We start from the raw sequence: 13167 nt of genomic DNA on the forward strand, positions 1-13167 counted from the left end.
CACGGGCTAATATCTAAATTCTTAATAATAATATTTCTCATTTTTATCTTTAATTGGCCTGTCTATGAAACTGTCAGATCTAACACAAGGACAAAAAGCAACCATTACTGGTTTCTCTGAGCTTTCAAGCGATGTCCGAAAAAAACTCATGGTTATGGGGTTATTGCCGCAAACACCAGTTACGCTTATCCGCAAAGCGCCAATGGGCGATCCGCTTCAAGTTGAAGTGCGTGGCGTTTCTTTAGCGGTGAGAACCAATATTGCGAACGCTATTCTTGTGGAGGCTAGCTAATGAAGTACCACATTTTAACCGTTGGTAATCCAAACAGTGGCAAAACCACGCTGTTTAACGGTCTGACTGGGGCAAAGCAGCAAGTCGGTAACTGGGCTGGAGTTACGGTCGAAAAGAAAACAGGTCGATATCGCCATTCAGGTGATGAATTCATGCTGACTGACTTACCCGGTATTTATGCGCTTGATAGTGGCAATGATGGTAACAGTATCGATGAGTCCATTGCTTCTCGTGCCGTATTAACTCATCCAGCGGACCTGATTATTAATGTTGTTGATGCGACTTGTTTAGAGCGCAGCTTGTATATGACGCTTCAACTACGTGAATTAGGCAGACCTATGATGGTCGTGCTAAATAAAATGGATGCCTTAAAACGAGAACGCCAGACGATCGATATTAAAGCGCTAGAAAAAGTGTTGGGTTGTCCGGTGTTTGCGCTATCAGCGAATAATAATGGGCAGGTTCAACGCTTTAAAGAGCGTTTACACAAAGCTGTTGTCCAAGGTGTAGCGCTGGATGAGCTGAATATCCATTACCAATCAGATTTTGAATATGCAATCGAGCAGATCCAACCTATTTTTGAAAACCACTCTGAAGTATCTGCAAGAGCGCTTTCAATTCGCGCATTAGAGCAAGACTTGCTTGTCCTCAATAGCCTCTCTTCAGAGGAGAGAAGTATGATTGCCAATGTTCAGCAATCGATAGAGCTGGATATTGATTTATTAGTTGCCGACACTAAGTACACCTTCTTACATGAACAGTGTAAAAGAGTGCGCCGAACAGAAGGAAAGCTCAGTCATAGTTTTACCGAAAAGGTGGACAACGTCATCCTGAATAAGTGGGTTGGAGTGCCGTTTTTCTTTGTGGTTATGTATCTGATGTTTATGTTCTCAATTAACATCGGAAGTGCGTTCATTGATTTCTTTGATATTGGTGTTGGTGCCTTATTGGTTGATGGAGGGCACTATTTACTCGACGAACACCTTCCTGTTTGGCTTGTCACCTTAGTTGCTGATGGCGTTGGTGGGGGGATTCAGACGGTGGCAACCTTTATTCCAGTGATTGCCTGCCTCTATCTTTTCCTTGCCGTTCTTGAGAGCTCGGGCTACATGTCACGTGCAGCGTTTGTACTTGATAAAGTGATGCAAAAAATTGGTTTACCGGGCAAAGCATTTGTTCCACTAGTACTTGGCTTTGGGTGTAATGTACCGGCAATCATGGCGACACGTACCCTAGATCAAGAGCGCGAACGTAAGTTAGCGGCATCAATGGCACCATTTATGTCCTGTGGTGCTCGCCTGCCGGTATATGCTTTGTTTGCTGCCGCATTTTTCCCAGAAAGTGGTCAAAATATTGTGTTTGCATTGTATTTGCTGGGTATAGTAGCCGCTGTTTTTACAGGGCTCGTGTTGAAGCACACACTTTACCCGGGTTCAAGCGATAGCTTAGTGATGGAAATGCCAGATTACGAGCTACCTACAGTACAAAATGTTCTGATCAAAACATGGCAGAAACTTAAGCGATTTGTTTTAGGGGCTGGCAAAACCATTGTCGTTGTGGTCACCATTCTCAGCTTTCTTAATTCTGTTGGTACAGATGGTTCATTTGGTAATGAAGACAGTGAAACATCCGTATTGTCTAAAGTTTCTCAGGTTGTGACACCTGTATTTGCTCCTATTGGTGTCAAAGAAGATAACTGGCCAGCAACGGTAGGTATCATTACTGGTATTTTCGCAAAAGAGGCGGTTGTAGGTACGCTGAATAATCTCTATGCGCCTAGTGAAGGTGAAGAAGCCGAGTTTAACTTGATGGCGAGTTTAGAAGAGGCAGTGATGTCGATTCCTGATAATCTAGCAGGGTTAAGCTATTCAGATCCACTGGGTATCGAAGTCGGTGACTTAACGGATAGCTCTACGGTTGCTGAGGAACAGGAAGTGGATGCCTCGATTTTTGGCAACTTGAATCAGCACTTTGCATCGAGTCATGCGGCTTTTGCTTATTTGATCTTCATCCTGCTTTACACCCCTTGTGTGGCAGCTATGGGAGCTTATGTACGAGAGTTTGGTCAAAAGTATGCGCGTTTCATTGCTGCGTGGACAATGGGCTTAGCTTATGGTGGTGCTGCCTTATATTACCAAATCATGCATTTTGCTGATCATCCAGTTTATAGCTCAGCGTGGATTGCAGGCATCCTACTTGCCTCCTTGGTAACGTACCGCGCTCTTAAAGCTGCAGGTGAGAAACAAACACTCTATGTGGAGACACAAACAGCATGATCCTGAGAGAGCTGAAACAGTATATCGAACAGCAGGGCTGTGTAAGTCAGAGAGAGCTTGCTAAGAAATTTGCGCTGAGTGAGGATGGTGTCGATGCTATGCTGGCGGTATGGGTCAGGAAAGGTCAGATCTCTAGACTGGTTGATACGAATAAAGCTCACAGGGTGATGAGAGTGCGTTACTCCGCGAATTGTTCGGATGGGATTGCTCTCACGGTTACAATGTAAACAATGCCGCTGGATAACAGCGGCATTGTTTATGCCTTTCGAAACAGACTACTTAGTGATAGTACGTTTTGAATGCGAGAAAGCATGGTTTGTTGTTCTTCCTCAGAACGAAACACGCCGTTGGTGTTACCCCAAATGGGACCGGGCCAAGCGATGTCGTCTTTGAAGCGAGCGATATGATGAATATGCAGCTGTGGGACCATATTTCCAAGCGCACCTAAGTTGAGTTTATCTGGGCGAAACGTTGCTTCTAATGCTTGGCTTACTGCTTGTGATTCGAGTAAGAACTGTTGTTGATCTTGCATTGGCAGGTGGTGCAGCTCCTTAAGACTTTCCCGTTTAGGGACAAGAATCACCCAAGGAACAGCGTTGTCCTTGTGGAGCAGAGCAATAGTCAAAGGAAAGTGACCGATGACGCTAGTATCCTTTGTCAGTTGTGGATGGAGTTCAAAACTCATGATTCATTCCTATTAGTATTTTTTGCCAGTATACGCCAGAAAAAACAAAAGGTTGATGCTTTCACATCAACCTTTATTTTCTATCGCTAAAGCCCTAGATTACATACGTTCTAGTGTATCAATACCTAGCAGAGAAAGACCTTGTTTGATGGTCTTCGCCGTCAGTGCTGCCAGCTTCAGACGACTCTGTTTAACAGACTCATCTTCTGTGTTCAGAATTGGGCATGCTTCATAGAAGCTGGAGAATTGGCCAGCAAGTTCGAATAGGTAACTACACATGATGTGTGGTTGACCTTCACGAGCAACTGACTGCACGGCTTCTTCAAATTGAAGTAGCTTGGCGATAAGAGATTTCTCTTTCTCTTCGGTGATCTTAATGTCGCCCTCTAACTCATCCATTGAGATGCCCGCTTTAGCAAAAATAGATGCAACGCGCGTGTAAGCATACTGCATGTATGGGGCAGTGTTGCCTTCAAAGGCCAGCATGTTATCCCAGTCAAACACGTAGTCAGTCGTACGGTGCTTAGACAGGTCTGCGTACTTAACAGCAGCCATCGCTACCGTATTCGCGATGTTTTGCTTTTCAGCTGTTTCTAAGTCTGGGTTCTTAGACTCGATAAGTTTGATTGCACGCTCTTCTGCTTCGTCTAGTAGATCCGCCAGACGAACTGTGCCACCTGCACGCGTCTTAAATGGACGGCCATCCTTACCTAGCATCATACCGAAAGCGTGGTGCTCAAGAGTTACCTCTTCTGGCACATAGCCCGCTTTACGAACTATAGTCCAAGCTTGCATCAAATGTTGATGCTGACGTGAGTCAATAAAGTACAATACGCGGTCTGCACCTAGCGTTTCGTAGCGGTATTTAGCACAAGCGATATCGGTAGTGGTGTACAAGAAGCCGCCGTCACGCTTCTGGATGATCACACCCATAGGCTCGCCGTCTTTGTTTTTGTACTCTTCAAGGAACACAACTTGTGCACCGTCATCTTCTTGTGCAAGACCTTGTTCTTTCAGGTCTGCCACAATGCCAGGAAGCATGTCGTTGTACATGCTCTCACCCATTACGTTCTCACGAGTTAGAGAGACATTAAGACGATCGTAGTTGCGCTGGTTTTGGATCATGGTGATATCAACCAGCTTCTTCCACATCTCAGCGCAGTATTCATCACCACTTTGTAGTTTCACCACGTAATTACGAGCTTTTAGCGCAAATTCTTCGTCTTCATCGTACAGCTTTTTCGATTCACGATAGAAAGCTTCTAGATCAGCGAGTTCCATTGATATTTCGCCAGACTCTTTTTGCACTCGCTCAAGGTTCGCAATCAGCATACCAAACTGAGTACCCCAATCACCGATGTGGTTAGCACGAATGACTTTATGGCCTAAAAATTCAAGTGTGCGCACAACGGCGTCACCGATAATAGTTGAACGCAGGTGGCCAACGTGCATTTCTTTAGCAACGTTTGGCGCAGAGTAGTCAGCGACAATAGTCTTTTGAGTTTCAGGCGCGACACCAAGACGAGAGTCAGATAGTGCGGACTCAGCTTGTTTAGCAAGGAATTCTTCGCTCAAGAAGATGTTGATAAAACCTGGGCCAGCAATTTCTGTTTTGCTAGCGATGCCATCAAGGTCCAGAACATCCAGTACTTTTTGAGCAAATTCGCGTGGGTTGGTACCGAGTTTCTTAGCAACACCCATGACGCCGTTTGCTTGGTAATCACCAAACTGAGGCTTTGCTGATTGGCGAACTGCAGCAGGGCTACCTGCCGGTGCGCCAGCGGCTTCTAGAGCCTGAGATACTTTGTCGTTAATAAGTGCTTGGATATTCACACGCGCTTCCTTCAATTCTGGGAATTGGTTGGATATGCATATAAATATTCAGTTTAGTCAATGGCTATGGCTGAATAATATCCACTCTAGTGGAATAAATGCATATCTCTGTAGAGTTCATAAATTGGCGCACATAATACCAACTTTATTGCCTCTCTTATAGGGAGTGAACTGGGAAATTTTCTACTTTTCCTTAGGTTCTTGCTAGTATTGCGGAAAAATCAACGTTTTGGATAAATGAAAATGTCTCAAAGACTATTGGATGCTGAATTGATGCCTTCACAAATGAAAGGCAAGATTGAAGATTTTATGCATAAAATTCAAGCTTTAAGCGAGAAACTGCATATTAATTTACGTCCTTTTCAGGCGGATCATATTGCATTACGTATCAATGACTTGGAATTGGCAAAACTGGCTCATCAAGAGTGGTTAAAAGAAGGCTGTGAAATATCAAATGCGGTGATAAATGGTCGTCCGATCATCGTGATTGAATTCACTGAGCCATTGAAGGCGTTAAATTGGTCAATAGAATGCTTAGAGCTACCTTACCCAGCCGAGGGAAAACGCTACCCACAACAGAGTTGGGAACATGTTGAGTTTGTTGTCCCGTCACAGGCACAAACCGCAGATGAATATCTACAGGAGATTAAGGGCCTACAGCCAGAAATGGCGAAGCAATGGGAACAGTTAAGTGAGCAGGGAGTGAAGATCAAGTTATCTAGCCCGAAAGGTGAGGGTGAGCGGCTCAATAACCCCACAGTGGCGTTTAAGTATGAGGGTGTGTGTATTAAGCTTCACCCCCATTCATTAAAAACAATTGTCGAGTCTGAACAATCAGCCTAAGTCAATATCCTTCGGTCTAAGTTGAAACTCTTCTATTGAGCCTATTTCTAGGCCTAAGTCCAGTGGTGCTGACTCGTGATGTGCATTTCCTTGGGTGTGCATGATGAGTCGGTTTGCTGTCCGTGGCTTGAGCTCATTGACAACAAAGCGGATCATATCTGCACGAGTTAAGGTTTTCAGTTCCTCTAATACCACTTCTTTCTGGTTGAAGTTATCGTCTTTGTTACCTATCGCAACCCAAAGGCGTTGAGCTCGGCTTCTTAGTGTCGTGTCAGGTGTCGCGATCTGATTCCATAGCCCTCGTTTACTGCTGTGCCATTGGTACTCATTCAGCTCAAGCAGCACCATATAGAAAGCATTGAGGAATTCATCAATGGAACTGATTAGATCGATAGGTGCGGCATTGGGTGATTGTACATAGAGCACAATACCTGGATGACGATTGAGTGGTAAGTTGCCAGTACCGACCATATAGCCCAACTGCTGCTTGGTTCTTATTTCATGAAAAAAAGTTGCGGACATCAAGTGGTTAGCCAGCGAATACAAAGCAATATTGCGTGGCTCTATATCATCGCATTGGTAATAAACGACAATTGCTGAATCTTCTTGGTTACACTCCACTGAACGCTGGAAAGTCCCATTTTTGCCAAGCATCACTAGAGGGCGCAGTGCTTCTTCGTACTGTTGGTTGTGTACTCTAAGTGCGTCTTTCAGTGTTGTCCCAAGATGGATAGCATCAGAGCGAGTCCAGTCTCCGTAGACAAACATTTCGACATGTAACTCAGCGAGTATTGCCTGCACAAATTCAGCCAATTCTTCCACATGGATGGTTTCCAAGGCTTCGAGCAAATCAGCGTAAGGAGGGTTGTTTGGTTGTAACAGGCCCGTCATAGCGTTGAAAAGTTGCGAGATAGGTTTATCCTGTGCCGCGTTCCGCCAATTCCTCAACAATTGATTCTTAATGGTATCAAAGCGTTTTGAACTGAAGTCACGTTTGGCAAAGCGCTCCAAGATCATTTTCATTAACTCTGGTTGTTTCTTACTGAAGCCTGAAAGTGTTAGGGTTACTCCACCTTGGTGGGCATACATGTTGTAACCCATACCTGCGATCTCAGCTTGATAAGTTTCTTTGGCTAAAGAATCGAGGAACATTTCCACGCACAAACGAGTTTTCACAATATTTCTGGGGTTAGCGACGGCGTGAGGACTGTCTATCGCGACGTATATAACCCCTTTAGGTACCTTGAATTCATGATCTTGTAAATGCCATAGCTTAAACCCTGGTAGCTCTTCTATCACTTCTGGTATGTCAGAAAGGGCTTCAACAGGTTGAGGATCTAAGTCATAACAGATAAAAGGGTTTTTAGGTGGAAGCGCGAAGTTCAAGTCGCTTGGCGTTTTATATTTGGCTAACTGTTCCGATGAAAACGGTAACACTGAATAAGGAGATGCGTACCACTGAGCTTGTTTATCATAGTATAAGCCTTGAGCAATCAGCGTGACACGCAAATTCTCCGGCGTTAGGTATTGCAGAAGGCCTCTGAGCAGTGTTTCATTATATTCAGTCATCATAAAATCGCCATAGACGGTGTCTTCTGGCGCATAATGCTGCATATTAACTACTAAATGGCTGACAAGATCGAGTGGCCTGGTGGGTTCTTGAAAGCGGAATGCAGATTCCAATACGGCTTGCTTCTCGAGGTAGCGCCACTCGTCAAAACCTTCACGGCTTAGTAGCGATAAATAACTGAATATAGCTTGAACAATATCGTCAACATGCTCTATGCCCTCAGGGGTTAACGCGCAGCTAACCGTAAATTCTCGATAGTTACTTCCGCTGGTTCCGCCACCAGCTGAAAGGGAAGTAATCCATCCGGCTTCTTTGAGTTCGAGCATCAGGCTTCCGTCACCTTCGTAGCCGAGAAGATGAGCAAAGTAAGACAGAGGCTTTTGACGGTAATGTTCATCCATACATGGCATGGGAAAAGTCAAAATCAGTTTGCGAATGTCTTTAATCGGTTCGACATTGACCAAGATACGGGTGGAGTTTTCATCGGTATAAGGGACGTCGATTGATTTACCCGCGAGATTGTGAGTCGGTATGGCTGAAAACTTTTTGGTGACCCAACTTTCTAATTCGTCTAACGGCTGTGGGCCCATTACAGTCAATGTCATTAAGTCAGCGGAATATTGCTGATAATGGAAATCAACGATTTCATCTCGAATAGATTGACCGCCGCGGTCACCTAATGTCTCTAGGTTGCCCACAGAGAACTTGGCAAATGGATGCTTCGGATTGACGAGCTCCTTGTGGACCTGATACAGCCTTCGAGAGTCGTCGTTTAGTTTGAGTTTGTATTCAGATTCAACCGCTTGGCGTTCTTTGTCGAGCGCCTCAGGATTAAAGAGTGGGGCGGTAAAAAATTGACTAAACCTGTCGAGGCTATCGGCAAAAGCCGAAGGTGTGACGTCAAAAAAGAAGCAAGTATGTTCGGTACCAGTCCATGCGTTATTACTGCCACCATGTTGGTTAATGTAACTTTGAAATTCACCAACTTTAGGGTATTTTTCTGTCCCTAAAAACAGCATATGTTCCAAGTAATGAGCAAGGCCTTGACGATCCATTGGATCATCAAAGTGCCCAACATTGACGGCTAACGCTGCGGCTGATTTTTGCGCGTCTTTATCTTGAATAGCTAACACTCTAAGCCCGTTTTCCAACGTGAGGTAGCGATATTGGTTGGTGTCATTGGGGCTTATGTGCACAAGTATTTCTCCGCTGAAGGTGCTTAGGTATTAGTATGTACGCGATGTGGATGAGTGCCAACTATCTCTTTGAGAAATATAAGCATACACAAAATATGAATCCGTCCATTAAGATTGTTAAGAAAGTCGAAGTCTTTAGCAAGGTACTTGATATAATTATTTTTAAACAAGTGCTAAAAATCAGCGTATAAAAATAACAATGATGATAATTACAAGATCACAGATTTAGGAAGAAGCCATGAAAATATTCATTATGCGTCATGGGGAAGCTGAGCATTATGCAGCAACTGACGCAGAGCGTGCGCTGACAGAGAGAGGGCGCAGTGCCTCTACGGCAGTAGCCCGAGCATGCGCAGAGCAAGGTTATGCACAATTCGATAAAGTATTAGTTAGCCCTTACTTACGTGCTCAGCAAACTTGGCAAGAGATCTCACGCAGTTTTAGTGCGAAACAGATCCAAACATGCGAAGACATTACACCGTACGGTGAGTCCAACCAAGTGGCGGACTATGTAGTAGCGACAGCCGAGGTAGAGGAGCTAGCATCAATATTGTTGGTGTCACATTTACCGCTTGTTGGGTATCTCACTGCAGAGTTGGTTCCGGATATGGTGCCTCCGATGTTTCCTACCTCAGGTATCGTGTGCGTGGACTATGACTTAGCAAAACGACGTGGTGAACTGCTTTTCAATATCCAACCTTAGTGCGTTCTCACGATTAATTGGGAAGCTCGCCAATTCAATGAGTTAGTGCTTCTATAACCATATCTTAATGTAGCCATAAAATTGACAGGACTTATGGACTGAAACTTGCATATCGGCCTAAGTCCTTTAATTTTTTGGTTAAATTATAGATTTCACCTCTATGAAGTTTACGTTGCCGTTCGCGGATAAGTTACCTCCCATTCCTCAGAGAGCAATGCCAGCGGTAGGTGCGCCTATTATGGTATTGGCGACGCTGGCGATGGTGGTATTACCGATACCTCCATTCCTGCTCGACTTATTCTTTACGTTCAATATCGCATTGGCGATGGTTGTCCTTCTCGTGACGGTCTATACTCGTAGGCCTTTAGACTTTGCGGCTTTTCCGACGGTACTGCTTATTGCAACTTTGTTACGTTTGGCATTAAACGTTGCATCGACCCGTGTTGTACTGCTCTATGGTCATGAGGGAACGGGCGCAGCGGGTAGTGTGATTGAAGCTTTTGGTAGTGTCGTGATTGGTGGCAACTATGCCGTTGGTTTAGTCGTATTTCTTATCTTGATGATCATCAACTTTATGGTTGTGACGAAAGGTGCAGGTCGTATCTCTGAGGTGAGTGCTCGCTTTACCTTAGATGCCTTACCCGGTAAGCAGATGGCGATCGATGCCGACTTAAATGCGGGACTAATCGATCAGGATCAGGCAAGAACACGTCGTCAAGAAGTCACTAAAGAAGCCGATTTTTATGGTTCGATGGACGGTGCGTCAAAATTTGTTAAAGGTGATGCTATTGCTGGTATTTTGATTCTATTTATCAATATTATCGGTGGTTTGTCGATTGGTATGGCTCAGTATGGACTAGCGTTTGGCGAGGCTATCCAAATCTATACTTTGCTGACCATCGGTGATGGCCTAGTTGCTCAAATTCCATCTCTATTACTCTCGATTGGCGCGGCGATCATGGTCACTCGTCAGAACACTGACGAAGATATGGGCCAGCAAGTTGTCTTCCAAATGTTTGACAACCCTAAAGCTCTGATGATCACGGCTGGTATATTAGGAGTAATGGGGGTTGTGCCGGGCATGCCTCATTTTGCTTTCTTGTTACTGGCGATACTGGCTGGTGGCGGGGCGTATTGGATTCATCGTAAACAGAAGAAAGACGCTGAAAAGGCTAAATTACCAGCAACAACCGAACAGGATGCTCCCACGCCAAAAGAGCTATCGTGGGATGATGTACAACCTGTTGATGTTATTGGCTTGGAAGTCGGTTACCGTTTGATCCCGCTCGTCGACAAAGATCAAGGGGGAGAACTGCTAGAGCGAGTGAAGGGGGTGCGTAAAAAGCTCTCTCAAGACTTCGGTTTTCTCATTCCCGCAGTCCATATCCGTGACAACCTTGAGCTGACCCCAAACAGTTACCGAATTACTTTGATGGGGGTGGCTGTAGGTGAGGCAGAAATTCGTCCGGATATGGAGCTCGCCATTAACCCAGGGCAGGTGTATGGCATGGTGGAAGGTGAACCGACGATTGATCCTGCCTTTGGCCTTGAGGCGGTGTGGATCAAAGATGAGCAGCGTGAACATGCGCAGGCGCTAGGTTATACCGTGGTCGATTCTTCAACAGTGCTTGCGACTCACCTTAGCCAATTACTGACCAATAATGCTTCAAACTTAATTGGCCATGAAGAAGTACAGAACTTGTTGGAAATGCTTGGGCGTAGTGCGCCTAAACTGGTCGAGAACTTTGTGCCGGATCAGCTTCAACTTGGTATCGTCGTGAAAGTATTACAGAACTTGCTTAATGAAGCGGTACCTATCCGAGACATCCGAACTATCGTCCAAACCTTGGCTGAATATTCAAGTAAGAGTCAAGAACCTGACATACTAACAGCAGCAGTTCGAATCTCGTTGAAACGACTAATTGTTCAGGAAATCAATGGAATAGAGCCAGAGTTGCCTGTCATTACATTGATTCCTGAGCTGGAACAAATATTGCATCAGACAATGCAAGCATCTGGGGGAGAATCTGCAGGTATCGAACCAGGTTTGGCTGAGCGGCTACAATCTTCTTTAACTCAAGCGACTCAAGAGCAAGAGCTAAAAGGGGAGCCCGCCGTCCTTCTGACCTCTGGCGTATTGCGTTCAACACTAGCTAAGTTTGTGAAGAACACAATTCCATCGTTACGCGTACTCTCTTATCAGGAAATCCCAGACGAGAAACAAATACGTATTGTTCAAGCTGTTGGTAACTAGCATTAATGCGTTAATAGACGGATATCTACTTTGAAGATTAAACGATTTTTTGCCAAAGACATGCGTACCGCGCTACTCCAAGTAAAAGGGGAGTTGGGCGATGATGCAGTAATCATGTCTAATAAAAAAGTCGCAGGTGGTGTAGAAATTGTTGCTGCGGTCGACAATGAGACGGCGGCAGCGCGCTCTAGCGCTAACTACAACTCCCAACCTCGCTACAACAATTCTCAAGCATCGGCAAACACGCAGAGTGCACCGACACCTAGGCAGCGTCAACTAGATGAAGACCGCGTAAGCCTGCAGACTAAAGCAGATTCAGGTCGTTCAATGACGAAGCGTTTTGCCAATATGCTCAAACAATACAGCAATGGTGTAGGTGAAGCTGATGGCAGAGAGTCCGAAAGTGCTGACTCGCTCTCCGCATTGCTCAAACGCCAATCAGCAGCGCGCCATGAGCAAAATGGAGTTCAGTTAAAAGAAGACTCTCCACTCGCTCGCCTGATCGCTGAAGACCGAAATGCAGAGCGACCAGCGCCACGCCTCGATCCCTCTCGTTACGAGCGTAGCCGTGCAGAAGAGCAAAATGTACGTAATGAAGATCTCGAAGATATGCGCGAGGAGATGACGTCAATTCGTCGCTTGCTTGAACATCAAGTTTCAGGGTTAATGTGGCAAGAAGTCGAGCGCCGAGAGCCGCTGCGAGCCATGTTGATTAAGCGTCTTGAGCGCATGGGAGTGTCGGCTGAGCTTGCTGATCAGCTAGCTTGCTATATTCCAGAAGATACTCCTCCAACAAAAGCATGGAAAGCCTTACTAGGTTTGGTATCCGATCAGATTCCTATTTCTAAACAAGACATTCTTAAGCGTGGTGGCGTGGTTGCTCTTCTTGGACCAACTGGCGTTGGCAAAACCACAACGGTGGCTAAGCTTGCCGCAAGAGCGGCCATGGAGTTTGGTCCAGATAACGTTGCTCTAGTGACAACCGATACTTACCGTATTGGTGCCCATGAGCAATTAGCGATTTATGGACGCATTATGGGATGCGCTGTAAAAGTTGCTAAAGATTCCAAAGAGTTAGCCGATGTAATATATCAATTGAGAAATCGTCGCCTAATTCTGGTTGATACAGCAGGTATGGGGCAGAGAGATGTACGTCTGTCAGAGCAACTGGATACGCTTATGCACGAAAGTGGTGAAGTGATACACAGCTATCTCGTTCTACCTGCGACTGCACAGCGAAAAGTACTGCAGGAGACCATCGATCATTTCAAGAGGATCCCACTGTCGGGTTGTATCCTCACTAAATTGGATGAATCGCTAAGTCTGGGCGAGTTTGTGAGCGTCGTAGTACAAAACTCGTTACCTGTGGCTTATATCGCAAACGGACAGCGAGTCCCGGAAGATATAGTGATAGCGCAACCGAAATATATAGTTGCCAAGGCAAATGAATTGTTAGAGAAGTCGACAGATGACGAACCTCACTATTGGAATAGTGAATCAGACGGGTTCTAGGCG

Annotated in this window: 10 protein-coding genes; 7 read left to right on the forward strand and 3 right to left on the reverse strand. The window is 45.3% G+C overall.

The features are described 5' to 3' along the window. Nucleotides 1-64 precede the first annotated feature (64 nt). The 3 genes from L1D15_RS15605 to L1D15_RS15615 are packed head-to-tail and all read left to right on the forward strand — an operon-like array spanning nucleotide 65 to nucleotide 2795. Nucleotides 65-292 (forward strand): FeoA family protein, encoded by a 228-nt coding sequence (locus L1D15_RS15605; protein ID WP_239836883.1) that lies wholly within the window; start codon nucleotides 65-67, stop codon nucleotides 290-292. Then, entirely contained in the window at nucleotides 292-2568 is a 2277-nt protein-coding gene (feoB, locus tag L1D15_RS15610) for a Fe(2+) transporter permease subunit FeoB (RefSeq protein WP_239876371.1), read from the forward strand. The genes L1D15_RS15605 and feoB overlap by 1 nt, the downstream gene beginning before the upstream one ends. Then, a complete protein-coding gene (locus L1D15_RS15615; RefSeq protein WP_239867639.1) occupies nucleotides 2565-2795 on the forward strand; it encodes a FeoC-like transcriptional regulator in 231 nt (76 codons plus the stop codon). The genes feoB and L1D15_RS15615 overlap by 4 nt, the downstream gene beginning before the upstream one ends. A 29-nt stretch (nucleotides 2796-2824) precedes the next feature. On the opposite strand, the gene L1D15_RS15620 is transcribed toward L1D15_RS15615, so the two are convergent. Both L1D15_RS15620 and argS read right to left on the reverse strand, forming a co-directional pair. Next, on the reverse strand, nucleotides 2825-3253 hold the full coding sequence (locus L1D15_RS15620; RefSeq protein ID WP_239876372.1) for an HIT domain-containing protein: 429 nt from the start codon (nucleotides 3251-3253) through the stop codon (nucleotides 2825-2827). Between the two features lie 99 nt (nucleotides 3254-3352). Then, complete coding sequence (argS, locus tag L1D15_RS15625; protein WP_239876373.1) at nucleotides 3353-5086, reverse strand: arginine--tRNA ligase; 1734 nt, start codon at nucleotides 5084-5086, stop codon at nucleotides 3353-3355. A 243-nt stretch (nucleotides 5087-5329) separates the two neighbouring features. Here argS and L1D15_RS15630 point away from each other — a divergent pair, with 243 nt between their 5' ends. Continuing rightward, nucleotides 5330-5929: a VOC family protein gene (locus L1D15_RS15630; protein WP_239876374.1), complete on the forward strand. Its 600-nt coding sequence runs from the start codon at nucleotides 5330-5332 to the stop codon at nucleotides 5927-5929. On the opposite strand, the gene L1D15_RS15635 is transcribed toward L1D15_RS15630, so the two are convergent. Further along, nucleotides 5921-8695, reverse strand: a complete 2775-nt coding sequence (locus tag L1D15_RS15635; protein WP_239876375.1) for an insulinase family protein — start codon at nucleotides 8693-8695, stop codon at nucleotides 5921-5923. The genes L1D15_RS15630 and L1D15_RS15635 overlap by 9 nt on opposite strands. 238 nt (nucleotides 8696-8933) lie before the next feature. Here L1D15_RS15635 and sixA point away from each other — a divergent pair, with 238 nt between their 5' ends. From sixA to flhF, 3 genes are all read left to right on the forward strand, one after another. After that, the gene (gene sixA, locus L1D15_RS15640) at nucleotides 8934-9398 is read left to right on the forward strand and encodes a phosphohistidine phosphatase SixA (protein ID WP_239876376.1); all 465 of its coding nucleotides are present in this window, start codon (nucleotides 8934-8936) and stop codon (nucleotides 9396-9398) included. 160 nt (nucleotides 9399-9558) lie between these two features. Further along, nucleotides 9559-11652 (forward strand): flagellar biosynthesis protein FlhA, encoded by a 2094-nt coding sequence (flhA, locus tag L1D15_RS15645; RefSeq protein WP_239876377.1) that lies wholly within the window; start codon nucleotides 9559-9561, stop codon nucleotides 11650-11652. Between the two features lie 30 nt (nucleotides 11653-11682). After that, complete coding sequence (gene flhF, locus L1D15_RS15650; RefSeq protein ID WP_239876378.1) at nucleotides 11683-13164, forward strand: flagellar biosynthesis protein FlhF; 1482 nt, start codon at nucleotides 11683-11685, stop codon at nucleotides 13162-13164. Nucleotides 13165-13167: the final 3 nt, after the last annotated feature.

The sequence above is a fragment of the Vibrio sp. Isolate25 genome (assembly GCF_022398025.1).
GTDB classification, from domain to species: domain Bacteria; phylum Pseudomonadota; class Gammaproteobacteria; order Enterobacterales; family Vibrionaceae; genus Vibrio; species Vibrio coralliilyticus_A.

Bases quoted from the DNA above. Each gene is read 5' to 3' on its own strand.
- L1D15_RS15630 (WP_239876374.1), top strand. From the start codon at position 5,330: ATGTCTCAAAGACTATTGGATGCTGAATTGATGCCTTCACAAATGAAA.
- feoB (WP_239876371.1), top strand. From the start codon at position 292: ATGAAGTACCACATTTTAACCGTTGGTAATCCAAACAGTGGCAAAACC.
- flhA (WP_239876377.1), top strand. From the start codon at position 9,559: ATGAAGTTTACGTTGCCGTTCGCGGATAAGTTACCTCCCATTCCTCAG.
- sixA (WP_239876376.1), top strand. From the start codon at position 8,934: ATGAAAATATTCATTATGCGTCATGGGGAAGCTGAGCATTATGCAGCA.
- L1D15_RS15605 (WP_239836883.1), top strand. From the start codon at position 65: ATGAAACTGTCAGATCTAACACAAGGACAAAAAGCAACCATTACTGGT.
- L1D15_RS15615 (WP_239867639.1), top strand. From the start codon at position 2,565: ATGATCCTGAGAGAGCTGAAACAGTATATCGAACAGCAGGGCTGTGTA.
- L1D15_RS15620 (WP_239876372.1), bottom strand. From the start codon at position 3,253: ATGAGTTTTGAACTCCATCCACAACTGACAAAGGATACTAGCGTCATC.